Raw genomic sequence first — 25,225 nt, 5'->3', positions numbered from 1 at the left:
TCAACGGTTTTGTCTAAATATTTTCGTTCTATTTTTCGCCTACCCGATTTCTATTAAGATATCCTTAACTTTAAAATAAAAAAACACGCTATTCGCTGTGAATAGCGTGACGTTTTAAAACTGTGGCACTTTGATTTTATCTAATTGATTGCCGATAACTACAAGATATTGTTCTGTCTGATTTTGTAAATCTATCGGTTCTATTTCCAATTGACCTTCGGCATATTGTACTAATTGTAATTGAGGATGTTCTGCAAGTTGTATAAAGCCTTTTGCGCGATACGTCGATTGAGGTAAAGTTTCAAACCATTTAACTAAATCTTCAAGTTTAACCGAATGTTTAAACGCAAAATAACGATGACCGATACCAGAATGTGCATGACCTAAGTCACAAGCTTGAGGTATAGTTTCTGCTTTAACTTGTACTTCATTAGAAAAGACTGTGCTCGTTTCAAATTGACCAAAACTGCCGACAGATATTTCTGCATCTTGATTAAGAATCGTTAAATCAGAAAGGATAGGGGCAATATCTTCAGGCTCACATCGATCGATTTTGTTGATAAAGAGATGTGAGCAATACGACAATTGATCATAATACAGCTTATGCATATCGCCTGGATAACTTTCAACACGTTGATATAATGTCGCATCTACTACACCGATCACACTGCGGATAGTAGAAATAGGTGCAAGCACAGGCGTCAAACAGGCATCTATCACTGACTGTGTATGCGCAATACCGCTACATTCCACAAAAACTACATCTGGCTGATAATCTAAATAAATCTGATGTAATTGTTTTGATACATCTGCTTTCATCGCACAACAGATACAACCTTCAATAATTTCGTCCATCGGTACTGAACCTTCAACCAGTTGACTGTCGACACTGGCTTGACCGAAATCATTCATAATCACAGCAGGTTGCAACTCTTGTTGAAGTGCAGCTTTAATTAAATGATTTAAAGTGGTTGTCTTACCGCCGCCTAGAAATCCGCCAATAATAATAATATCCATGTAATTGCCTCTTTCCATTTAAAGATAGAAATTAAATTAAAACACCTGCTAATAAAGCAATGGCTAATGTTAAAACGATTGATGTGATCATTTGTTTACCAATAATCGCTCCGCCTTGTTTTAAACCTAAATGTTTCGCCATCATTGAAACAGTCACCATACATGATGAAAATGTAGAACTGAAGAAAACTAAAACCAATAAACTGGCTGGTGATAATGATTGTAAAACTGCACCATTACCGAAATTAAATAACAACATACCGTCTTTTCGTATCATTGAGAATAAGATCCCTGGTGCCATACTATCTGGAATATGAAGTAAGTAAAGTAATGGCGTGAAGATTGTAGAAATCACCGTTAAAATTGGTGTCAAAGCTAATAAGCTCACAACAATACAGATACCAATAAAGATCGGTAATGCCTGCATCAGGAACATCTCAATCGTACCCCAAATTTGTTTCAGCAAGGGTTTTAGACTCGGCCACTTCAATTGATTGCGATACACCGGTGGTGTTACATGAAAACTATTTTGTTTACGATACCATAATTTATTATGCAGAATACCCCCTGCAAAAACGAGCAATAAATAAGGTGCAAACAACCATGAATGTTGGGCAGCGCTGAAGATAGATAGTGTCGCACCAATTTGATAACTGCACGATGAACCAAAACTGATAATACTCATACAGCTTGTTTTAGTACAAGCGCTACATTGACTATTTGCTTGTGTAATAGCTGCCGCATTACAACCAAAACCTTCTAAAACCGGAATTATATCTTGACCATCCAACCCTACTTTACGCATCGTGGGTTCAATCGACCACACCACAAACTGTTTTAATTGTGTTTGATCAATCACCGCAGTGGAAATTCCAATCATTACGACCACAGGCAATGCCCATACTAAGGAATAAATACCTAATGACAATACACCGTAATCACCGTACAATACTTGGTTCAACCATTGAAATGATGTGTGCGCATGCGTGGTCATCATTTCTATCCAATGGGAAACATATTGATTTTGAAGCCAATCCGAAAAGTGATACGCCAAATAAATCGGTAAAGCAAACATAAGGAAGATAATTAACCAACCTAGTAAAGTATCATAGAACTTTGGATGATGTTGACGACTAGCTTCTACATACGCTTTTAATTTCTGTATATCGTATTGTGTTTGTGTATTGTCTGAAACGACCGCTTGATATGGTGAAGCGTGAATATGTTCCTTCGTAATAAACTGGCGCAGCAAAAATTGCTGCGCAGTTGTTAAATGTTTGAAGCCGATCAACTTCAACTGATGTGTGCCATCTGGTATATCAGTGGTTTGCCCGTTTGCTAAGTTGAATTTAACTTCTAGCATGAGCAGTCCACTTCACAGCAGCTGTAGTCATCTAAATACATATTATTGTTTTTATAAACTTCAACCGCTTCCTCATTAATTTCTAATGCTTCTCTTTCTAACACTGTTGTCGCAAGTACCGCAAAACGTGCACGGAATTTATAGATATAACATAAAATCGCATCCGCATGACGTACAGTTGGGCCGATTAAGAAGACATTTGGATAGCGTGTTGATTCATCATTATCTGTTAACTCAATGTCACCATCTTGTGTACTGAATAGTTGTTGGACTAATGGATTCGTTGTCGCATCAAAACCAGTTGCTAAAATCGGTTCATTTTTTGATGTTGCTTGCTTACCATTATTAAACTGGATCACATATTTACGGTCTACATCAGAAAATGAAATTTTAGATGCAGTGTAACCCACATTCAATTCAATCATAGCGCCTTGTTGGACTGCTTTACGTAAGCGTTGATGCGTATATGGTGATAAACGAATACTTGGATCAGCATGTTCATCTTCTAAACCTGTTGAATTCGTATAGATAGAAACTTGCTTTCCTTGTTCAGCCATACAAATCGCCGCATCAAAGGCACTTTCATTACCGCCGATAATGATATATTCATCACCCGGCATTTTCGTAAAGTCTTCTACTTCACTATAATGCTGACCATACTTAAATGGTTTACGCGCAAATGAGAAATCTCCTGTCGCTACAAAGATATATTCACTTGTAATTAAACCTTGATTTGTTTCAATTTCATAATGTCCGTCGACAAACTCAACTTTTTCAACGGCAGTATCTTCTTGTATCGGAAGTTCATAGTGTTGGGCTACTGTTTGTAAGTAATCTGCGTACGTTTCACCTGAAACGTGTTCTTCATTAAATGTATAAGCTGGAGAAGTTTCAGTAGACACGGCATTAATGTCCGGCATACCAAAACCATTTGTTGTGAATGAAGGGGTAATTGTTCTTGTAGACTTCGGCCAATTTAAGAAAGATTGTCCGACCTTACCTTTATCAATCACAATCATATCATTATCATCTAAACCTATTTGTTGGAACGCAATTGCCATGCCGACACCTGCTGCACCTGCACCTATAATTGCTACACGGTAATGTTGCATTATTTATTACTTCCTTTCCTTATCTCTCTATCAATCTCTATATAAACTTAAATCGTAATCGTTACGTTTTATATCAAAGTATTTTATCACTTACACATACTAAAGACAAGAATAGGAAATCAGATTAAATATAAAAAGACAGTTTGCATCGTGACGCCTCACCACACAAACTGTCTTTTGAACTTATTCTTCTAGTAATTTTTTATAGTCTTTAAATTGATACGGGTCTTTTACAATCTGTCCATCAATATAAACTACTGGTACTGTGTCTATCTTTTTCTCTTTCGCTAAAGCTTTATCTTTTTCAGCTGCTTTATATGACTTGCTGTCTTTGGTTTTATAATCTTTTTTAATCTCTGCTTTTGTTTGTTTTGAGATATTGAGTTCATCAATCAGACCATCTAGTAATTTTTCATTAATCCATGGTTTTTTATGATCTTTTGTTTCAGGTTGTTCTGTATAGATTTTTTGTTGGAAATTTAAATATTGTTTCGGCGCATAAATTTTAACCGCATGTCCGGCACGTGAACCGATAATTGAATCCTTACCTAAGAAAGCCACATTAACCATTTGATAATCAGCTTTACCTTTATCGATATAATCTTTCTTCAGTGTCGGCATGATATGGTCTTCTACTTTCTTGCAGTAAGGACATTTATAGTCCGCGAATTCTACAATTTTAATTTTATTGCCTTTACCTGCTAAATCAGGATCTTTTTGAGAACAGCCTTGAACAATGACTGCCAAAATAACAGTACTAATAAATAATAACCATTTTTTCATTTCATTTACGCCTCGATTCATGAGTTTTACTTCTTTGATGCGAATCGACTTCTTGTCTTATATTTTTTCTACTCACTCTATTTTTATACTCACAAACCTCATCATACACCTGAAAGCATCACCTTTCTAGTTTGAAACGACTTAAATAAAAATAAAAAGCCTTCGATTATGAATTAACCGAAGACTTCCTATTATTATTGTTCTTGAATTACATTTAAGAAGCGTTGTAATGCTTCTGTTTTAGGATGTTCAAACAACTCAGATGGAGGACCTTGTTCACCAATCTGACCTTCATTGATAAAGACAGTTTTATCTGAGACTTCCTTCGCAAATCTCATTTCATGCGTGACGATAACCATCGTCATACCTTCTTGAGCAAGTTCTTTGATAACACGTAAGACTTCAACCACTAACTCTGGATCCAGTGCTGAAGTCGGTTCATCAAACAACATCACTTTAGGGTTCATCGCTAATGCTCTCGCAATCGCCACACGTTGTTGTTGACCACCAGATAAAGCAATAGGATACTGATCTTTCACATGCGTCAAACCCACTTTTTCTAGTAAGTGTTCAGCACGGGCTTTCGCTTCACTTTTAGCCATTTTCTTTACGACAATCAAGCCTTCCATGACATTTTCAACTGCTGTTTTATGGGGGAATAAATTATAGTTTTGGAATACCATGCCAGATTGTTTACGTACACGAATTTGTGATTTCTTATCCTCATTCGTATAAGTTTCACCATTTACAAAGACTTGACCTTCTGTCGGTAATTCGAGCGCATTCATCATACGTAATAAAGTTGTCTTTCCTGAACCAGAACGTCCGATTAATGTTACAACTTCACCTTCAGCGACTTCTAAGTCGACACCTTTAATCACTGTTTTATCTCCAAATGCCTTTTTGATTCCTTTTAATTCAATCATGCGCGATACCCTCTTTCTAAGTAAGCTTCATAGTATGACTGAATCACTGAGATAATAAAACATACTACCCAGTACATTAAAGCAACCAGAATATAAATTGTTAAATATTCATAAGTTGTTGATGCAACTTCTTGTGCTTTTCTGAACATTTCAGCTACTAAGATAAACCCAACTAATGATGTATCTTTCAATAAATTTAAGAAAGTATTACCTAATGACGGTACCGACACTCTGATTGCTTGAGGCAAAATAATACGTCTGATTGTTTGACTGTAATTCATACCAATTGAATATGCCGCTTCTGTCTGACCTTTCGGAATAGACATAATACCACCACGAATTATCTCAGATGCATAAGCACCTACGTTTAAAGATAATCCTATAATCGCAGCCACAACTGAAGGCAGTGTCCACTGGGTATCTGGATTATTCGTAATCAATCTGCCAAGTTCCGGCAAACCATAGAATATGATAAAGAGTTGTACAATCATCGGTGTGCCTCGAATAATTGAAACATAAACACGTGCAATACTACGCAATATCTTACTTGTAGAAATACGCATTAAAGCTGTAAATAATGCGATAAGTAAACCTAATACAAACGTTACCAGCGTAATGGGAATAGAATATTTTAATAAACCGCCAAGCATCGGCAAGAATGCTTGTTGTGCTGCGTCCCATGCGTGTTGCTGCTGGTCATTTAGCACAATCGCATTAAGGTTTAGAAACATCTTGACCAAACCATTTCTTACCTATTTTAGCTAACTCACCATTTTTCTCTAATTTATCTAAAGCTTTGTTAACTTCTTTAATTGTTTTGTCATCTGTTTTCTTAGAGAACGTGAATGCTGTTTTACTTTTTTCTGCATTGCCTTCAATCACTTTAATTTTCGCATTAGGTTTTTGCTTAATATAGTCTAAGTAAGATAAATTATCGTTAAATGTACCGTCTGCACGATGAGACTGAATCAAATCTACAGATTGGTTAAAACCATCTACTTTTACTAATTCAGCACCTTTTTTCTTCGCTAACTCACCGAAGTTAGATGTGAATGTTTGTGCCATTTTCTTACCTTTGACATCATCAAAACTTTTGATGTCTGTATTATCTTTGTTCACAACCAAAACACCTTTAGAGAATGTGTATGGTTTCGAGAATTTATATTTTTGTTCTCTTTCTTTATTAATACCGACTTGGTTTGCGATCACATCAAAACGACCTGAATCTAGTCCAGCAAACATTGAGTCCCATTGTGTTTCTTTAAATTTAACTTTATAACCCATTTCTTTCGCTACTGCTTTTGTAACATCAATATCATAGCCAGTCAGCTTACCTTCTTTATCATGGAAAGTAAAAGGTGCATATGTACCTTCTGTCCCAACTACAAATGTTTTATCATCTTTATCTGATGACTTTTTATCATTTGAACCATTGCCGCATGCTGCAAGTGCCACCGCAATAACTAGTGTGAATACTGCTAACAAAATTTTCTTCATAACATTTCTCCTTTTATCCTTATCAATCTAATCGGAATACTTAATATTTTAAGTCAAGTCATAACTTCCGTCAATACAAATTACTCAGACTTAACCGATTTAAAATGTGACGATATTGAGAACGTTTCTCAATTAATTTTATAAATCGTAATCATTCCTATTTACAAACATGTATTTTTCATGCATAATAGGAAATACGATTAGGAGGCGAAAGAAAATGAAACAAGATTTAGCAACAGCAAGACGTAATTTAAGTAGCCCGAATATCAAAACGCGTAAACGTGCGTTAAAGATTATCAAGGCACATAAACGTAATAATAAATAACGTTTTCCATATACTTTGCAAATGATCCTTTAACATTAATTTTCACAGATTTTATGTCCAAGACGTTTTTCACAAACACTTATTTGTGCTCTACCCATTAAGCACACCTCTGCAGCTGGATATAAACAGTATTTCAAAAAACATTCCCTTAACTTTTTATTCCTAGACAATTAATAGTTGTAGTCTATTAAACGCGATTGGTCATTTGCAAAATTATAGCCTGAGCACCCTACTTCCAAGGTTGCTCAGGCTTTTTTACATATATGAAAAAAACAGCGGTAAAATAACCGCTGCTCTTTCATGATTCATCTATTGCTTTATAAATATCTTTTAGAAACAAAGTTCAAGTTGTCATCTAATTCATAGATTAAAGGTGAACCTGTTTTAATTTCATAACCTACGATATCTTCATCAGATACCCCTTCAATATGTTTGATTAACGCACGTAATGAGTTACCGTGTGCTGAAACTAATACTGTTTTACCAGTTAAAAGTTCAGGTGCAATTTGATCATCCCAATAAGGAATAACGCGTGTTAATGTATCTTTTAAACTTTCTGAAGTCGGTACAACACGTGCATCTAAATCACTGTATTTACGATCAGCTAAATCTGCTTCACGTTGTTCTGCTGTAGCTTCTGGAGGTGCGATGTCATAAGAACGACGCCAAATATGCACTTGTTCTTCACCGAATTCTTGACGTGCAGCATCTTTGTTTAAACCTTGTAATCCACCGTAGTGTCTTTCATTTAATCTCCAAGTTTTATGAACTGGAATAAATAATTGATCAGAGCGTTCAAGTAAATAGTAAGTTGTTTTGATAGCTCTTTTTAATACGGATGTGAAGGCAACATCAATTTTGATTCCTTCTGCTTTTAAGCGATCACCTGAAGTCGTTGCTTCTTCTTTACCTTGGTCAGATAAATCAACATCTGTCCATCCAGTAAATAAATTTTCTGCGTTCCAAATACTTTGACCATGTCGGCATAATATTAATTGAGGCATATATACCCTTCCTTTCTTCTAAGAAAAGCGCTCAATTTGATATACATCACTTTTCATCTCATATTTTACCACTTTTTTATACAACATCTCATAATTTTTAGCTTAAAATGAAAAGATAGAAAATTTGTCACATTTTTACTCTATAAAAACAAAATGATGAACATATGTCGCTTGATGTTAAATCTCTTCAAATAAAAACAGCACCTAAGCAATGGCTTAAGTACTGTTTACCCTATTTATGAATGATGCACTTCATGAGATTCTTCTTCAGGATGATATGGTTCTGGATGTACGTAAACCGAAGATACACCTTTACTATGCATATGTGTTTCAACTCGGTCACAAATAGCATGCGCTTCTTGTAATGTTAAGTCTGGTTCTACCGCAATGGTCACATCCACGAATACACTGCTGCCGTGATAACGTCCTTTAATACTGTTGACCGCAATGACATCTGACACTTCTAACACATCTTGAAGATAATTTTCTAAGTCACGTTCATTAAATCCATCACTTAATGTGAAGATTGCTTCTCTGAAAATAGAAAAGCCTGTATAAACGATTAACGCACCTAAAATCGTTGCGAGAATAATATCGACAATCGGTAAACCGAATTGTGTAAATATCAAGCCGATACCAGTTCCTAAACTGACAATACTGTCAGACATGTTGTCTACTGCCGAAGAATGGAGTGAACGGCTTTTGGTTTGTTTTGCTAAACGGAAATTATAGTAAGACACACCAAGCATGACAAACCCACTGACAATACTGACAATAATCGTAATCGGTGTCGGTGTATGATAATCATTTAAAAACAAACGCGGGAAGTTTTGCATCATAACTTGAACCCCGACGAACATAATAATGAACGAAACAAGTAATGAAGCAATGTTTTCTGATTTTAAATGACCATAAGGATGATTACGATCAGCAGGTTTGATTGAAATTTTCAAACCGACAATAACCGCAATTGAAACTAAAATATCAGTCATATTGTTTAATGCATCGGCTCTGACTGCCGCAGAATGATACAACGTACCTACAACATATTTAACAATAGATAGTACAATATAGGTTACTAAACTTAAATACGCACCTTTTTGTGCGCGTTGTAAATTAAGTGTTTGCGACATGGAATGTCCCACCTTTTCTTTAATTCATGTTTAGTATGCGGTATTTCATAACCACTTTCAATTTTTTTATTTTTAATTATTTTTTAATTTCTTGTGCTAATTTTTTAGTTAGCCTAACCTAAATATTAATTAAAACGAAACCTTGAGTTGAGACTAAAAAAACAAGATAAGCCCTTTATTAAAATGAATCTTATCTTGCTTCGTATTAGTCTCTTAATATGTATTTAGATAATACAAATGTTACAGGAATGGTAATGATTAATCCTGCAAAAGGTGCAATCACTGATGAAATGTGAAACCATTGTACAAAGACATAGAGCAACACCGTCTGCATGCCCATATTTACAACTTGCGTTAAAGGGAATTGAATAAATTTGCGCCATGTCGGTTTGACTTTATATACAAAATAACAATTCAAATAGTACGAAATAATGAAACTGACTACAAAACCTGTAATATGGCTGACAAGATAATTGATACCTATCACTTTCAACAATAATAAATATACAATGTAATAATTGAAGGTATTAATACCGCCTACTATAATAAATTTGATAATTTCAAAATGTGTTTGTGTTAACTTCATCTATCGTGCACCATCACTTTTCTTCTAAAAATCGATAATTCAACGTTATTATAGCACTTCTAAATTCTGAATTTCACTTATTTTCTGTCGCACTGAAAAAAATATACACACAAGCCGCTGATTTACGTTACAATTAACCATAATAATTGATTAACAGAATAGGAGTTATCTCAAATGGTCAAAACTGAACAATCACGGCTCCCTATTATTATGATTATAGTTTTAGGAGCTATGACCGCTTTCGGTCCGATGTTGGTAGACATGTATAACCCTGCCCTTCCTCAAGTGCGGGATGATTTCGGTGTTTCTACTTCAACATCACAACTTACTTTATCCTTTGTCATGATCGGTATGGCACTAGGACAATTTGTTTTCGGTCCACTCTCTGATGTTTATGGACGTAAGAAAACAGTGTTATCGATTTTAATCGGTATTGCGGTTGTCTCTTTAGCTTGTGTCTTTGTGTCATCTATTAATGTCTTCTTAGTCTTACGTTTTATTCAAGGGTTACTTGGAGGCGGCGCAATTGTAATCGCAAGAGCAACTGTCAGTGACCAATATGAAGGTGCAAGCTTAACGCAAATGATCGCAACTTTGCTTGTGGTTAATGGTATTATTACGATTATTGCACCATTAATCGGCGGTTATACCTTAGCATTTACATCATGGAAAATGATTTTTGCGGCATTAACACTGATTTCATTAGTGATTTTCTCAATCGCATTTATTAAGATGGAAGAAACACGTGATACGGCAAATGTACGCTTAAATTTCGGCGCAATTTTTAAAGACTTCGGTCACTTATTAAGCAAAGCACGTTTCGTCATTCCAATGTTGATGCAAGGCTTTACTTACGTGATGCTTTTCAGTTTCGCAGCCGCTTCACCTTTCATCACACAAAAAATTTACCATATGTCACCTCAAGCATTCGGTTGGATGTATGCGGTAATTGGTATTGGATTAATTGCGATGAGTCAAATTACCGCATTTGCGGTGAAGTATATTGAAAGAGAGAAATTGCTTCATATCTTAACAGGTATTCAAGTATTTGGTGTGATCCTTGTGGTCATCACAACTGGTTTCCATTTACCATTACCGTTATTATTAGCTTCTTTCTTTATTATGGTATGGCCGGTAACAGGTATTGGACCGCTTGGTTTCTCTTTAGCGATTGAAGAACGTTCTGGGGGAAGCGGTAATGCTTCAAGTTTACTTGGTTTATTCCAATTTATCATCGGCGGTATTATCGCACCATTAGTTGGTATTCAAGGTGGTACAAGCGTCGGTCCATTTATTGTGATTATCTTAATCACTAGTGTGTTAGTCATCGTCTTAAACGTTTGGTTACACAAATTAATTCAAGTTAAATAACATGAATGAGAGTGAGACACAGTCTCGCTCTTTTTTATATTTTCTGAGACAAAGTAATATACTCAGTCATGTACAACTTTTATAATAAGAGTAATGATGAACGATGGGGAGTTATCAAAAATGAAGAAAATACTAAATGTTAAACCAAAAAGTCAGCTCTCTCCAATTCCTATGGTCATGGGCTGTGAAGGCACTGCCGCATCTATGCTGCTGGATTATAATCATATATTTGTCCACCCTATTTCTTTAATGAAGCGTTGGCCGACACATCCAAGCAATCCGAATAAAGGCTACGTCGGTCATTTCTTAATGATTAAACCGGGTGCACATCAAACGATTTTCCCAAATGCATTTGTTCCCTACTTGAAACAATACGACACACGTATTAAAGATGGTACTGGTAAATCATTAGCTGAACTTGAACGTATTATCGATGCAGGTCAACCTGTGTTGATTTATCACACAGTACTGGGCCAAAAACCGCAGCGTAGAACGTTCAGAGTCGATGACACACGTAAAGAATGGGTCTCAAACATTCATATCACCTTATTAATCGGATATGACCAAAACAACTATTTTTATATTGATCCATTATGGGCACAATTTGGTCGTAAACTCTATGTTCCGGCTTTGATCCCTTCACGTTATCAAGTGATTCAAATCCCGAAAGATAAAATGCGTCAAAGCTATGACTCAGCCGGTCGTTTATGTTTGTATCATGCGACAGAAGCCACAGAAAATTTATAGAAAATGCTTACCCAAACCAGCTAAAAAATAACAAAATTTTTGATAGTTTTAAATTATGTACTTCATAAAAGTTTTTTATATTTATACATTAACAATTGCAATGTCCTGAAATTTTTTATATCATTATTAACATCATTTAACGTCAACCCCTTTGTCATATACAAATCCGAAAGGGTGCAAAAATTTTGGGACAGAAATTACAAAAAGACCTCAGCAATAGGCATATACAGTTAATCGCGATTGGTGGGGCAATTGGTACAGGTCTCTTTTTAGGATCTGGCCAAACGATTAAATTAACAGGTCCGAGTATTTTCATCGCTTATATCATCATTGGGATGTTTTTATTTGCGTTTATGCGCGGACTGGGCGAGTTACTTTTAAGCAACACACGTTTTAATTCATTTGTAGATATTGCTAATGAATATCTAGGACCATTCGGTGGTTTTGTGATTGGATGGACCTACTGGTTTTGTTGGATTGCATCAAGCATGTCTGACTTAACAGCTATCGGTCAATATATTTCATATTGGCTGCCTGATGTTCCTAACTGGATTTCAGTGCTGTTCGTGGTATTAATCTTAATTTCATTCAACTTGTTAGGCGCAAAGTTGTTTGGTGAACTAGAATTCTGGTTTGCTTTAATTAAGATTATAACTATCATCGCATTGATTGTAGTAGGACTAGTATTAATTTTCATGTCAGTAAAAACTGAACATGGTACAGCAAGCTTTTCAAACTTAGTCAGTCATGGCGGATTATTCCCTAATGGTGCTTTCGGCTTCTTAATGGCTTTCCAAATGGCAATCTATTCATTTATTGGTATAGAATTGATCGGTGTAACTGCCGGTGAAACGAAAGATCGTGCTAATACAATTCCGAAAGCCATTAATAATGTACCGATTCGTATCTTATTATTCTATGTCGGTTCATTAATCATTATCACATCTGTAGTTCCTTGGAATACTTTAAGTGAAAACTCAAGTCCATTTGTTAAAGTATTCGGCTTGATTGGTATTCCATTCGCCGCAAGTCTTGTGAACTTTGTAGTTATTACAGCTGCAGCGTCAGCTACTAACAGTGGTATTTATTCAAACAGCCGTATCTTATTCGGTTTAGCTGAACAAGGCTTAGGTCCTAAAGCATTAGGTAAAGTCAATCACCGTGGCGTACCGCATATTTCAATGTTGATTTCATCAATTTTATTACTGTTCGCAGCATTATTGAACTATGTCTTCCCTAATGCAGTACAATTATTTATCTATGTCACAACACTATCAACCGTACTTTACTTATTTGTTTGGACATTGATCATCATTTCATACATTATTTATGCCTTTAAAAACAAGCAGGAACATAAAACGAATGACTTTAAATTACCAGGTGGTCCATATGCCGGTATCGTTGTGTTACTCTTCTTCTTGTTTGCCTATGCACTATTATTCTTTACAGAAGAAACAAGAAATGCACTATTTGTATCACCGATTTGGTTTATTATCGTCATTATTTTCTATCAGAAATATAAACACAACGCACATGCGAATGTCGCAAAAATGCGTGAAACAAAAGAATAAAGCTCAAAAAGCCAAGAACGTCAGTGTTCTTGGCTTTCGTTTTATAGTCGCTTCCCTCTTTATATACCATGCGCTTGATAAATTATTTTTTCAATTTCAAAGGAATCATGGCTAAGATACAATTTTTTTGATAAAACAATGTCCATCTTAATAAAATACCTGTTTGGTTATGCAGTAAGTTCTGCCATGTTTTATTCGTAATAAACTGAGGGACAATAACGGTAATCACAAAGCGATCATTTTCAGCTTTGCTTCGAATTTTATCAATAAAGCGTGCTAAGGGTTTAACTACACTGCGATATTGCGAATGTAACATGACTAAGCGAATATTAGGATAACGTGCTTGCCATTTCTCTAGCATCTTTTGATCTTGATGTTCATCAAACGATACATGAACCGCAATAATGTGATCAGATGTCATTTTGGCGTAGGCAATAGATTTATCTACGATAGAAGATACCGAACTGACTGGTATCAAGGCTAAATTTTTATCAACATGACGCATCGCTTTAAAGAAATTGTCTGTTCGCAACTCTTCAGCAATATTGTGATAATGCGTACGAATACGTAATAATCCCATTACAACTAAAGGCAAGAAAATTAATATCGGCCATACTTGTGAGAACTTTGTAATCAGAAAAATCATAAAGACTACGAGTGTGATAGTACCGCCGATTGCATTAGCGATTAATTTAAAGAACCAACCTTTCGGACGTTCTTTAACCCACTTTACGACCATACCGTATTGCGCAAGTGTAAATGGAATGAAGACACCTGTCGCATATAAAGGAATTAAACTGTCGGTACGTCCTTTAAATAACATAATCAATACAATCGCAACACCGCCTAAGATAATCATAGAGTTTGAGTAACCTAAACGATCACCTCTGACTGTAAACATATGTGGCATGTATTTATCTTGTGCCATATTCGCCGCAAGCAATGGAAATGCGGTGAACCCTGTATTCGCAGCTAAAATCAAAATACATACTGTTGATGCTTGAATAAAGTAAAAGGCAACATTTTGTCCGAATACATGTGCCGCAAGTTGTGAAAGTACTGTAGTTTGAAGTTTCGGTACAATGCCATACCAATACGATAAACCAACAATACCTACTAACATCAACGCGAGGATAGTTCCCATCGCAATCAACGTTTTGACGGCGTTTTTAGGTGCCGGATCTTTAAAATCCATCACCGCATTCGATATTGCTTCAATACCAGTTAATGACGATGCCCCTGAAGAAAAAGCACGTAGTAATAAAAATAACGTTACTCCAGGTACTGCTGTACCAATAGACGCGTGAACTTCTGGTGTCGTTTGACCGGTCACTACTTTAAATGCACCATACCCAATCAATATCAACATTCCGAAAATGAATAAGTAAACTGGAAATGACAATACTGTCGCAGAGTCTGTCACCCCTCTTAAATTCAAAATCAAAATAATGATGACAAGCAGACAAGCTATCAATACTTTATGATGATATAAAGCAGGAAACGCAGCGATAAAAGCATCTGCTCCTGAAGAAATACTAACTGCGACCGTTAATGTATAATCTACTAACAGTGCACCGCCAGCCAACAATGATAACTTTTCTCCTAAATTATATTTCGTGACAGTATATGCGCCGCCTCCCATGAGGGTATGCATATATCACTTGTCTATAAGACAAAACTAAAGCAACTAATAAGACTAAAATACCTGCGGTTATCGGTAAGGTATACCATGTCGCCAAAACACTAAGTGCAGTCAATGTTAATAAAATCTGTTCTGGACCATAGGCAACAGATGATAACGCATCTGAAGATAAGATAGCTAAAGCTTTGACTTTACTTATTTTTTCACTCGATAACTCCCTGTTACGTTTAGGTGTTCCGATCAATATGTGTTTTATTTGTTTTATATTCATATCTAAGGACCTCTAGACTCTTCATGTTTTGAATGGCAAAAACATACTCCTATTCTTTAGAAAAGTACAGTCAATTTATTTAAATTACATAGAACTTTCACATTTTACCTACATTTTTATAAACTGTTCACAAATATTTCTCATCTCTCACATGAATCAACCCCCGTGCTATAATAATAAAAACTAAACTTACAGGAGCACACGTATTGTGAAAACAAAATCCATTTACTCTTACATATTAATTTTAGTTATTACCTCTGTTTTATTTTTAAGTATAAGTTATAGCTTGGTATTTTCTTATACAAAGTATTCAGTAAATCATTTTAAACACCAGACATTAAATCAATTGGTCGATCATCGTATTGAAAAAACCATGAAGGAAGATCACATACCTGGATTAAGTGTTGCGCTCATTAAACGTAACGAAGTCGCTTTAAATAAAGGCTATGGGTATGCCGATCTCAAACAACATACGTTAGCTGATGCGCAGACACGTTATGAAATCGCATCTAATACAAAAGCTTTCACAGGCTTAGCTATTTTAGAACTTGCTAAGCAAGGCAAAGTTAAATTAGAGGCACCTGTCTCAAATTATTTACCTTGGCTTCATTTAACCTATCAAGGACATGAACAAGATATCACTTTAAAGATGTTACTCGCTCAAACCAGCGGTATTGATGATCAAATGTCACCAGATCAAGAAGGTGAAGTGCCAACAAAGAAAGATAACTTAAAGGGACGTGTAGAAAGTCTGAATCATGAGGTTTTAAGAAGTAAACCTGGCGATGTTTTTAACTATGCTAATATGAATTACAATATCTTAGGCTTAGTTATACAAGAAGTGACAGACACTTCATATGAAGATTATATGCATAAGCATTTTCTTAAACCGCTTCACATGGATCATGCTTTCTTTAAAACAGATAAGCAGCAAGCCGAAAAAGCACAAGGTTATGTATTAGAAGGAAGAGATGTTAAAGCAAATGACCCTGATTATTTCCGTGGTGATACACCTGCCGCTTACTTAATCAGCAGTACAACTGATTTGATTCCTTTTGTGAAAATGAACTTACAACCATCCGCTTCAAATCAAGCACTCATTAAACAATCACACACACTGTTGACAGATGTGCCTGACAAATCACATATGAATGGCTATGGCGCTGGCTGGTTTATTGATCAGTACTCAAATCAAGTCTTACATCCTGGTACATTACCTAATTATTCATCAATGATTATTTTAGATACCAAGTATCAAAATGCGGTCATCCTTTTAGCAAATTTGAACGCGCCTGGTTTACCTGATTTAGCACAAACATTACTCTACCAAATTGAACATTATCAAAACTTCACAGCACTGCATCAAACAGCAGCGGATAATCTTGTGTTATTAACTATTACTTTATGGTGGGTTATTTTAATGTTCACTGTGTTATGTGCAGCTTGCATAAGAAACAGCTATCTTCTTAAACAACATAGACACTTAAACAAATCAAGTTGGCTAAATAAATTATCAACAAGTCTAACCGTACTTATCATCATCGGCTTGCTTTATAGTGCTTGGGTCATGCCTTCATGGTTATTAAAAGATGCCAGCTGGTCTATTGCCTTTAGTGTCTTCCCACCTGTTGTATTACTAATAGGTATCAGTAGTCTACTCACATTGATACTCAGTGTGCTTTATTTCAACAGTTGTATCTTACTTAAATCAAATCGACCTAAATTATAAAATTCAATACTCTTGAACATAAAAAAGAGCAGTTCTCATTGTTTAGTTTCCCTCATAAACTAAACAACAAGTACTGCTCCTTCTTTTCATTTCTATTCTGCTGTCATACGTTTCTCATTATTATTTTTTTGCGTGGAACATTTTTTATTAATAAGTTTCGCCTTGTGATTTTGGAACTAAGAACAATACTGTAACAAACGCAATAAGGCCTAATAAGATATTAAAACCGATACCTGCCATTGCGCCTACTTGCAAGTTGACACTCTCAGATACAACGGCATAAATCGTACCTGAAATCGCAATACCAAATGCGTTACCCAATGATGATGCCATTTTATAAATACCTGATGCAGTGCCGACTTTATTGTCTGGTGCACTTGTTACAGCTGTGTCTGTTGATGGTGTCGCATACATACCTAGCCCTAAACCGAATAGCAGATAGCCGATGACACTAGATACGACATAAATACCTGTCGGCAAGAATGTTAAAGCAATCAGTAACATCCCTGCTGCGTTCAATAACGATCCGTATAACATCGGACGTTTGGCCCCAAGTTTCTGCATGATTTTTTCTCCGACACGAATCATCACAAGTACTGTGATAAGATATGTGATACTCATCATACCTGATTGGTTAGATGTAAATCCGAGTCCTTGTTGGAAATACGTATTTGCGACAATTAAAGTTCCGGCTACAGCGTTCAACGCGAAGTTTGAAATCACTGCCCCAGAGTAACCTTTGTGTTTAAATAAGCCAAAGTCAATTAATGGGTTCTGTAATTTCTTCTCGTAAATTAAGAAGAAAATAACTGAAACAATAAACACAACAGTTAAGCTTAAAATCAATGGTGATAAGAATCCGAAGTGAGATGTTTGTGTAATAATCACGTTTAAACTTAACATCATAATCGCTAAAACTACTAAACCTACAACGTCAAATTTGTGACTACGCACATCACTATCTCTTGAAGCTTTTGTTTCAGGTGTATGACGTATTAGAATCATCGCTAAAATAGCGACAATAATAGATACGATAAAAATCCAACGCCAACCTACGAATGTGGCCATTAATCCGCCAAAGTATGACGTAATACCTGAACCACCCCATGAACCGATTGACCAATAACTTAATGCTCTTTGTCTATCTTTGCCTTGGTAATATTCATTAACAATGGCTAAAGTAGCAGGCATAATACAAGCTGCAGAAAAACCTTGAATGATTCGACCGATAATCAATAATGCTGATAAATTGGAAACAATAATCAACAGTGAGCCCACGACACTGAGGATTAATCCAATATACGTCATCTTGACACGCCCGATTTTATCTGCGATACTTCCGGCCCCCACAACGAACAAACCAGAGAATAACGCTGTCAAGCTGACCGCAATATTGATCGTTCCTGCATTTGAACTAAAGGATTCTTGAAGTGTCGGTACCACATTCAATACAGACTGTGCGAACAGCCAGAATGTGATGACCCCAAGAATGATACCTAACAACAATCTGTTGTCACCTTTGAACGGTCTTGTTGCTGTCATATTTAATTCCTCCTATACCCCTGCAAAAAAATCGAAAAAAATAGCGATTTAGCTTATGCTACAATAGCAATATAAACTAAACCTATCATTTTCAATATATGAAATATCTTACAACAATTTCAACTTAAATTCTATAAATACATGCTATTCCGCTTAAATATAAGTGTTACTTTACATCAATAGTATAGAATATAATTAATTATGATTATGTTGTCACAAAATTCGAACATTACAGGTGATTTCAATGCTCAACTTATTTATGCTTTTACTCGAACGTGTCGGCTTGATTATTTTGCTCGCTTACCTCTTGATGAACTTCAATTATTTCAAGAATTTGATGCATCATCGAGAAACTTGGCGTGCGAAATGGCAGCTTGCGATTATGTTTGTCATCTTTGCTTTGCTCTCTAACGTAACGGGTGTCGTGATTAGAGATTCGCAAATTTTATCAGGTCAACTCTATACTCATTTAGCTCCTGATACTTCACTCGCAAATACACGTGTGTTGACTATCGGTGTTTCAGGTCTCGTCGGCGGGCCTGGTGTCGCTTTAGTTGTAGGGATTATCTCAGGTATCTATCGATTTTATATCGGTGGTGCGAATGCTTTTACATATTTCGTATCTTCTATCTTAATTGCGCTTGTATCAGGCTATGTCGGCCGTTACTATTTAAAAGCACGACGCTACCCTCCTATTTTCTTAGGTGTCATTGTCGGTGCGTTATTAGAAGTCATTCAAATGACATGTATTCTGTTGTTTGCTGAACATTCTGGTCATGCTTGGTCGCTTGTGAGTTTCATTGCGATTCCAATGACCTTAATGAACAGTATCGGTACCGCAATTTTCTTATCTATTATTATTTCAACAATTAAACAAGAAGAACAAATGCGTGGAGTTCAAACTCATGATGTCTTACAACTAGCTAATGAAACTTTGCCTTACTTCAGAGAAGGTTTGACTGAAGCATCTGCTTTTAAAGCCGCACAAATCATTAAGGATTTAATGCAAGTCCAAGCGGTTGCGATTACCAATCGTCATGATATTTTAGCCCATGTCGGTGCAGGCAGTGATCATCATGTACCGCAAAAAGCGATTATTACAGATTTATCTAAAACGGTGATTCAAAGCGGAAAAATCAAAGAGGCACATTCACGTGAAGAAATCGGATGTCACCATCCGAATTGTCCATTAGAAGCCGCCATTGTGATTCCGCTTCATATTAAAGACAAAGTGGTCGGTACGTTAAAACTGTATTTTACAGATGCACATCGATTAACCTTTGTGGAAAAACAATTAGCCACAGGTCTAGCCAATATTTTCTCAAGTCAGCTGGAACTTGGCCAAGCAGAAACACAAAGCAAGTTATTAAAAGACGCTGAAATCAAGTCATTACAAGCGCAAGTTAATCCTCATTTCTTCTTTAATGCGATTAATACAATTTCTGCTTTAGTCAGAATTGATAGTGAAAAAGCGCGTAATTTATTACTGCAACTGAGCCAATTCTTCCGTTCTAACTTACAAGGTGCGCGCAATAACACCATTACGCTTGATAAAGAATTACAACAAGTTGAAGCTTATCTTTCATTAGAACAAGCACGCTTCCCTAATCGCTTCAACATCGACTTTGACATTGATCCAGCAGCACAACATGCACTCTTACCACCGTTTATCATTCAAGTCTTGGTCGAAAACGCTATTCGTCATGCGTTTAGAAATCGTCGTTCTAACAACAATGTCAAAGTTACAGTAAAACTCGAAGCACATTACTTATATCTCACTGTTAAAGATAATGGTATGGGCATTCCTAAAAACAAAATGCCTTATATCGGCAAAGCCATTGTACATTCTGAATCTGGCGGTACAGGCAGTGCGTTAGAAAACTTGAATTTGAGATTATCGGGTCTATATGGACCAATGTCTATGTTGAAAATTAATTCTAATGAAGATGGAACAACAGTCCGTTGTGCCATTCCATATCGCACACAAAGTGACGAAGGAGGTCAATTGATTTGAAAACTTTAATCGTAGATGATGAGCCATTAGCACGTAATGAATTAAATTACTTACTGACACAAAATGGTCAATTCGACAAAATAGAAGAAGCTGAAACAATCTCAGAAACCTTAGAAAAATTATTATACGATACGTATGATGTCATCTTTTTAGACATTCATCTGATGGATGAAAGTGGATTGGATTTAGCTGAAAAAATTAAGAAAATGCGTCAGCCTCCTTATATTATTTTTGCGACAGCACATGACAACTTTGCGGTAAAAGCCTTTGAACTGAATGCGACAGATTATATACTGAAGCCGTTTGAACAAGCGCGTATCGACGCGGCAGTTGCCCGTGTGGCTGCTCAACTGCAAACTCATACAAAAACAGAAACTGAAGTTAAATCAGAAGTGACGAACCATCAACAGCAGAAACAAAAATCCACAGACAAGGCACCTGAAGTCTTACCGATTGAAGTAGATGAACGTATCTATGTGTTGAATCAAAAAGATATTATCGCCCTAACAGTAAATAATAAAAAAACAACGCTGCACACATTAACCCATGATTATGAAACATCAGAACCTATGAATAATTACGCAAAGCGCTTAGATGAGAAACAATTTATTCGTATTCACCGTGCGACCATTATCAACAAAGCACATATTCAAACTGTAGAACCTTGGTTCAATTATACGTATCAAGTTACTATGACCAATGATCTCAAAGTACAAGTCAGTCGTTCTTATATGAAAGCATTTAAACAAACTATTGGGTTAGAGTAACTCTAATCAATCAAACGACAAAAGCCTAGTTTCCACTTTACAAGAAACTAGGCTTTTTTGTATTTCAATTCTACTTTTCAGCAACTCAGATTGCTTCGCTTACATTCTAGAAATATTACTCTGAATTTCAACTTCTGATTAGTGCAACTCGCATACGAATACTCGCATCTCATCGTGAAAACGCACACAATCTCGTTTTTTCGTCTTAAACTAGAGACAAGATAAAGAAACGAACGGAGGCAATCCACGATGGAAAAAGCACAAGCAAACGTTAAAAAAACAAGCAAAACAGCAAAAGCGTATTCATTCTTACATCAAGTCCTTGTCATCAGTATCATTTTATTAATTTCAAAAATTATCGAAAGTTTCATCCCTATTCCAATGCCGGCATCAGTGATTGGTTTAGTATTGATGTTCATCGCACTTTCAACAGGCATCATTAAACTCGGTGAAGTTGAAGGCGTGGGAACTGCGCTGACAAACAATATCGGTTTCCTATTCGTACCGGCTGGTATTTCAGTCATCAACTCACTTGGTATTTTAAGCAAGAGTCCGATATTAATTATCTTGTTGATTATTATTTCAACTGTTTTATTACTACTTTGTACTGGATTTGTTTCTCAAATATTAGTAAAGGGTTCACCTATTAAACGTAAATCTGAACAACATTCAGTCAAACATCACAATAGAGTTGCGGAGGATCATGTATGATTGAACATTTAGGCATTAACACACCGTATTTTGGTATCTTGTTATCTGTGATTCCTTTCTTAGTTGCCACATACTTCTTTAAAAAGACCAATGGTTTCTTCTTATTAGCACCATTATTTGTCAGTATGGTCTTTGGGATTGCGTTTTTAAAGGTAACTGGGATCAGTTATGAAAACTATAAAATCGGCGGAGACATTATCAACTTCTTCTTAGAACCTGCAACTATCTGTTTTGCGATTCCGTTGTATAAAAAACGTGACGTACTTAAAAAATATTGGGTTAAAATTTTCAGCGGTATTGCATTAGGTACAGTCATCGCAATCTTCGGTATCTATGCATTCGCTAAATTATTCCAATTCGGAAGCGGTATTGTGGCATCAATGATTCCGCAAGCTGCGACAACTGCCATCGCATTACCTGTATCAGATGGTATCGGCGGCGTAAAAGAATTAACATCTTTAGCAGTGATTTTAAACGCAGTCATTATTTATGCATTAGGTAATAAACTATTACGCTTCTTCCACATTGATAATCCGATTGCACGTGGACTAGCGTTAGGAACAAGTGGCCATACACTCGGTGTTTCTGCAGCACAAGAACTTGGTGAAACAGAAACTTCAATGGCGAGCATCGCGGTTGTATTAGTGGGTGTCATCGTTGTCGCAATCGTTCCTTTCTTAGCAACAATTTTATTGTAAGACCTCTTACCTACCACAGCTTTAATTTTCCATTCGTTTAGAGACAGGATGACCTGTCTCTATTTTTTTGATTTATTAACATGAATTAAATGTAAGCGTTTTAATTTAAAGTTTTCATTAAATGTTCAATTATGAAGAGTTGTATCCTGTTTACAAGAAAATATGTGCGTATTACACTATTAGTAAACGATACGTTTCGTTTTAAAACTATATAGATTGGGATGAATTTTCATTATGTTCGGCATTTCATTAATAAGCTTGATCATCCGCTTTATATTCGGTGGATTGGCTGTTACTTTGGCGACTGTTATCGCGTCAAAACTCGGCGGCAAATTGGGTGGTATCTTTTCTACTTTCCCAGCTGTTTATTTAGCTGCCTTAGTCACATTATCTGTTGACTTTTCCGGCAATAAATTAGTTTATGAATCTATCCACTTAAGTGCTGGTGCTGTTATCGGTATTATCGGCTGTATTATCAGTGTCGCTTTAACAGCAATCGCGGTAAAACATATCGGATATAGAAAAGGCGCAGTATTCTCTATCGCCTGCTGGTTTGTTTTATCTTGTATCATCCTAGCACTGAAACATATTTAATCGGAGGTTTGAATAAAAAATGAAAATGCTATTGGTTAAATTTTTAGCCGGCGGCATGTCCGTCTGCTTGAGTTATATAGTATCTGTTATTATTCCATGGAAAGAATTCGGCGGCATCTTCGCAGTATTTCCAGCTGTATTCTTAATCGCTTTAATTGCTTCTGGTATCCAATATGGTGACAAAGTTGCAGCTCATGTCAGTAATGGTGCAGTATTCGGTATGACAGGTGTTTTATTCAACATCTTAGCTACTTGGTTGATGTTAGTTTGGACAAACAACTGGATTCTCAGTATTTTCGTTGGTTTAATTGCATGGTTCTTGAGCGCAATCATCATTTTTGAGATAGTAGAGAAATTAGCACATTTGAAACGAGGTCATTAATATGGCAGGCAGACCAAAAGATCCGAAGATAAATATAAGGATTTTTGATGAGTTAGGCAAAATGTTAGAACGTGAATCCTATAATTCTATTACTATAGATGAATTAGCTGAAAATACACAGATTTCAAAGGCGACTATTTATCGTCGTTGGAAAGATAAAGACAGTATGATTATTGATATGTTTTTAAACAAGGCACATTCTGATGTCACAATTCAAGGTGACTTCTTTGAAGATTTATATGCCACTTTGATTAAAATCACACGTCTTTATAAAACACCATTAGGTAAAGCAGTCATTCAAATCTTATTAACCAATGAAGAGAATGACTTGCGCAATCACTTTATGGAAGATTATTTCAACCAATATCGTCAGATGTTAAAACAAGTCAGCGCACCTTATATACCAGAGGAACATCAAGATATGTTTATTGATTTAATCTTCTCACCGATTTATTTTAATATCTTAATTAAACCTGAAGTGCTTACAGATGAATATATCTATAACATGTTAAATACTGTGATTGATGCCTATCGTCCTTCTTAACCTTTCAGCTGTTTAACAAGAATAGAAAATGATATAAAAAATCCCCTCAAACCTATTTTTGAGTTTGAGGGGAATTTTTTTATCACTGTGTTTCTATTTCGCTGATTTCTATATTATTTTCTATCTTTTAAGAACCAATCTAATGCATATTCAATTGCTTTATCCCAGTAAGCATAATCATGTTTACCTGGGCCATCTTCGAATTGATATGCGATTTTTTTGTCATCTAAATAGCTGATGAAATCACGGTTGTCTTGGTATAAATCATCTTCTGTACCGCACATAATCAATAATTCAGGAATATCTAATCCTTTTTCTATTGCTTGATCTACCAAGTAATAAGGGTCAAGTTCTGTTCCTCTAGCCGCTGTTTTCTCTCCTAATATCGCATGTTTAGAGAAGTCATGCCAATCTATATTCATCAACCAGTCAGGTGTAAAGACTGCAGATAACGGTGCTGCTTTAGAAAAGCGCTCTGTTTGTGTTAATGCATATTTGATTGTGCCATAACCACCCATAGAATGACCTGCGATAAAGTGGTCTTCACGACGTTTAGATAACGGTAAGATTTGAAGTGCATAATCAAATACTTCTAATACATAATCATAATAATTATGACCATAACCCATATTCGCATAACCACTGTGATCGCCTGCTGGCATAATCACTGCGATTTGACGTTCTTTCGCATAACGTTCTAAACTTGTAAATCTTAAATAAGATGTTTCATCGCTTGATAAACCATGTAGTAATAAAAGCACAGGTAATTCTTTTGCGAGTTTACCTGTTTCAAATTGTGAAGGTTCTTCTGGTAAAAATGCATTAAAGCGTTGTTCTTTACCTAATGTGATTGAATCATAATTAACTTGTAACCATGCCATAATAAGTTCCTCCTT

Annotated in this window: 24 protein-coding genes and 1 pseudogene; 12 read left to right on the top strand and 13 right to left on the bottom strand. The window is 35.9% G+C overall.

Features of this window, described 5'->3' with window-relative positions; translation table 11 throughout:
• Positions 1–114 precede the first annotated feature (114 nt).
• The 7 genes from CD112_RS04165 to CD112_RS04135 form a co-directional block, all read right to left on the bottom strand.
• Positions 115–1,017 carry a CobW family GTP-binding protein gene (locus CD112_RS04165; protein ID WP_103363913.1) on the bottom strand — a complete coding sequence of 301 codons (903 nt, stop codon included), beginning with the start codon at positions 1,015–1,017 and terminating at the stop codon, positions 115–117.
• A 31-nt stretch (positions 1,018–1,048) separates the two neighbouring features.
• Positions 1,049–2,380, bottom strand: a complete 1,332-nt coding sequence (locus CD112_RS04160) for a nucleoside recognition domain-containing protein (protein ID WP_103363912.1) — start codon at positions 2,378–2,380, stop codon at positions 1,049–1,051.
• Positions 2,374–3,492, bottom strand: a complete 1,119-nt coding sequence (locus tag CD112_RS04155; RefSeq protein WP_103363911.1) for an NAD(P)/FAD-dependent oxidoreductase — start codon at positions 3,490–3,492, stop codon at positions 2,374–2,376. The genes CD112_RS04160 and CD112_RS04155 overlap by 7 nt, the downstream gene beginning before the upstream one ends.
• Positions 3,493–3,675: 183 nt before the next feature.
• Positions 3,676–4,275 carry a DsbA family protein gene (locus CD112_RS04150; RefSeq protein WP_103363930.1) on the bottom strand — a complete coding sequence of 200 codons (600 nt, stop codon included), beginning with the start codon at positions 4,273–4,275 and terminating at the stop codon, positions 3,676–3,678.
• Between the two features lie 194 nt (positions 4,276–4,469).
• Positions 4,470–5,201, bottom strand: coding sequence for an amino acid ABC transporter ATP-binding protein (locus tag CD112_RS04145; protein ID WP_002479746.1), 732 nt, complete (start codon positions 5,199–5,201; stop codon positions 4,470–4,472).
• The gene (locus tag CD112_RS04140) at positions 5,198–5,932 is read right to left on the bottom strand and encodes an amino acid ABC transporter permease (RefSeq protein WP_023015074.1); all 735 of its coding nucleotides are present in this window, start codon (positions 5,930–5,932) and stop codon (positions 5,198–5,200) included. The genes CD112_RS04145 and CD112_RS04140 overlap by 4 nt, the downstream gene beginning before the upstream one ends.
• A complete protein-coding gene (locus tag CD112_RS04135) occupies positions 5,916–6,698 on the bottom strand; it encodes an amino acid ABC transporter substrate-binding protein (RefSeq protein ID WP_002479748.1) in 783 nt (260 codons plus the stop codon). Before CD112_RS04135 ends, CD112_RS04140 begins: the two co-directional genes overlap by 17 nt.
• A 217-nt stretch (positions 6,699–6,915) precedes the next feature.
• Here CD112_RS04135 and CD112_RS04130 point away from each other — a divergent pair, with 217 nt between their 5' ends.
• Positions 6,916–7,023 (top strand): putative metal homeostasis protein, encoded by a 108-nt coding sequence (locus CD112_RS04130; RefSeq protein ID WP_002479749.1) that lies wholly within the window; start codon positions 6,916–6,918, stop codon positions 7,021–7,023.
• A gap of 317 nt (positions 7,024–7,340) precedes the next feature.
• Here CD112_RS04130 and CD112_RS04125 read toward each other — a convergent pair whose 3' ends face one another.
• The 3 genes from CD112_RS04125 to CD112_RS04115 form a co-directional block, all read right to left on the bottom strand.
• On the bottom strand, positions 7,341–8,027 hold the full coding sequence (locus tag CD112_RS04125; RefSeq protein WP_002479750.1) for a 2,3-diphosphoglycerate-dependent phosphoglycerate mutase: 687 nt from the start codon (positions 8,025–8,027) through the stop codon (positions 7,341–7,343).
• Positions 8,028–8,263: 236 nt separating this feature from the next.
• Complete coding sequence (locus CD112_RS04120) at positions 8,264–9,160, bottom strand: cation diffusion facilitator family transporter (RefSeq protein ID WP_103363910.1); 897 nt, start codon at positions 9,158–9,160, stop codon at positions 8,264–8,266.
• 205 nt (positions 9,161–9,365) lie between these two features.
• The gene (locus tag CD112_RS04115) at positions 9,366–9,746 is read right to left on the bottom strand and encodes a GtrA family protein (RefSeq protein ID WP_002479753.1); all 381 of its coding nucleotides are present in this window, start codon (positions 9,744–9,746) and stop codon (positions 9,366–9,368) included.
• A gap of 174 nt (positions 9,747–9,920) precedes the next feature.
• Here CD112_RS04115 and tcaB point away from each other — a divergent pair, with 174 nt between their 5' ends.
• The 3 genes from tcaB (at position 9,921) to CD112_RS04100 (ending at position 13,435) form a co-directional block, all read left to right on the top strand.
• On the top strand, positions 9,921–11,117 hold the full coding sequence (tcaB, locus tag CD112_RS04110; RefSeq protein WP_002479754.1) for a putative multidrug effflux MFS transporter TcaB: 1,197 nt from the start codon (positions 9,921–9,923) through the stop codon (positions 11,115–11,117).
• Between the two features lie 120 nt (positions 11,118–11,237).
• On the top strand, positions 11,238–11,864 hold the full coding sequence (locus tag CD112_RS04105) for a C39 family peptidase (protein WP_002479756.1): 627 nt from the start codon (positions 11,238–11,240) through the stop codon (positions 11,862–11,864).
• Between the two features lie 185 nt (positions 11,865–12,049).
• A complete protein-coding gene (locus CD112_RS04100; protein WP_103363909.1) occupies positions 12,050–13,435 on the top strand; it encodes an amino acid permease in 1,386 nt (461 codons plus the stop codon).
• A gap of 82 nt (positions 13,436–13,517) precedes the next feature.
• Here CD112_RS04100 and kimA read toward each other — a convergent pair.
• A pseudogene (kimA, locus tag CD112_RS04095) lies at positions 13,518–15,348 on the bottom strand (potassium transporter KimA).
• Positions 15,349–15,556: 208 nt separating this feature from the next.
• On the opposite strand from kimA, the gene CD112_RS04090 reads away from it, so the two are divergent.
• Positions 15,557–17,077, top strand: coding sequence for a serine hydrolase domain-containing protein (locus tag CD112_RS04090; RefSeq protein WP_103363908.1), 1,521 nt, complete (start codon positions 15,557–15,559; stop codon positions 17,075–17,077).
• A gap of 147 nt (positions 17,078–17,224) precedes the next feature.
• On the opposite strand, the gene CD112_RS04085 is transcribed toward CD112_RS04090, so the two are convergent.
• A complete protein-coding gene (locus CD112_RS04085; RefSeq protein ID WP_002479761.1) occupies positions 17,225–18,619 on the bottom strand; it encodes an MFS transporter in 1,395 nt (464 codons plus the stop codon).
• A 244-nt stretch (positions 18,620–18,863) separates the two neighbouring features.
• On the opposite strand from CD112_RS04085, the gene CD112_RS04080 reads away from it, so the two are divergent.
• The 7 genes from CD112_RS04080 (at position 18,864) to CD112_RS04050 (ending at position 24,329) form a co-directional block, all read left to right on the top strand.
• On the top strand, positions 18,864–20,633 hold the full coding sequence (locus tag CD112_RS04080) for a sensor histidine kinase (RefSeq protein WP_002479762.1): 1,770 nt from the start codon (positions 18,864–18,866) through the stop codon (positions 20,631–20,633).
• Positions 20,630–21,400: a response regulator transcription factor LytR gene (locus CD112_RS04075; protein ID WP_070625139.1), complete on the top strand. Its 771-nt coding sequence runs from the start codon at positions 20,630–20,632 to the stop codon at positions 21,398–21,400. The genes CD112_RS04080 and CD112_RS04075 overlap by 4 nt, the downstream gene beginning before the upstream one ends.
• A gap of 249 nt (positions 21,401–21,649) precedes the next feature.
• Positions 21,650–22,111: an antiholin-like murein hydrolase modulator LrgA gene (gene lrgA, locus CD112_RS04070; protein WP_002479764.1), complete on the top strand. Its 462-nt coding sequence runs from the start codon at positions 21,650–21,652 to the stop codon at positions 22,109–22,111.
• A complete protein-coding gene (gene lrgB, locus CD112_RS04065) occupies positions 22,108–22,809 on the top strand; it encodes an antiholin-like protein LrgB (RefSeq protein WP_002479765.1) in 702 nt (233 codons plus the stop codon). The genes lrgA and lrgB overlap by 4 nt, the downstream gene beginning before the upstream one ends.
• Before the next feature lie 234 nt (positions 22,810–23,043).
• Entirely contained in the window at positions 23,044–23,403 is a 360-nt protein-coding gene (locus tag CD112_RS04060; RefSeq protein WP_002479766.1) for a DUF3147 family protein, read from the top strand.
• Positions 23,404–23,422: 19 nt separating this feature from the next.
• Complete coding sequence (locus CD112_RS04055; RefSeq protein WP_002479767.1) at positions 23,423–23,785, top strand: DUF3147 family protein; 363 nt, start codon at positions 23,423–23,425, stop codon at positions 23,783–23,785.
• 1 nt (position 23,786) lies between these two features.
• Positions 23,787–24,329 (top strand): TetR/AcrR family transcriptional regulator, encoded by a 543-nt coding sequence (locus CD112_RS04050; protein WP_103363907.1) that lies wholly within the window; start codon positions 23,787–23,789, stop codon positions 24,327–24,329.
• Positions 24,330–24,442: 113 nt separating this feature from the next.
• On the opposite strand, the gene CD112_RS04045 is transcribed toward CD112_RS04050, so the two are convergent.
• Positions 24,443–25,210, bottom strand: coding sequence for an alpha/beta hydrolase (locus CD112_RS04045; RefSeq protein WP_103363906.1), 768 nt, complete (start codon positions 25,208–25,210; stop codon positions 24,443–24,445).
• Positions 25,211–25,225 lie beyond the last annotated feature (15 nt).

Origin of the sequence: Staphylococcus simulans (assembly GCF_002902285.1) — a bacterium.
Taxonomy (GTDB): domain Bacteria; phylum Bacillota; class Bacilli; order Staphylococcales; family Staphylococcaceae; genus Staphylococcus; species Staphylococcus simulans.
The sequence above is the reverse complement of the archived record's forward strand: the minus strand, read 5'-3'. Positions and strand labels throughout refer to the sequence as shown.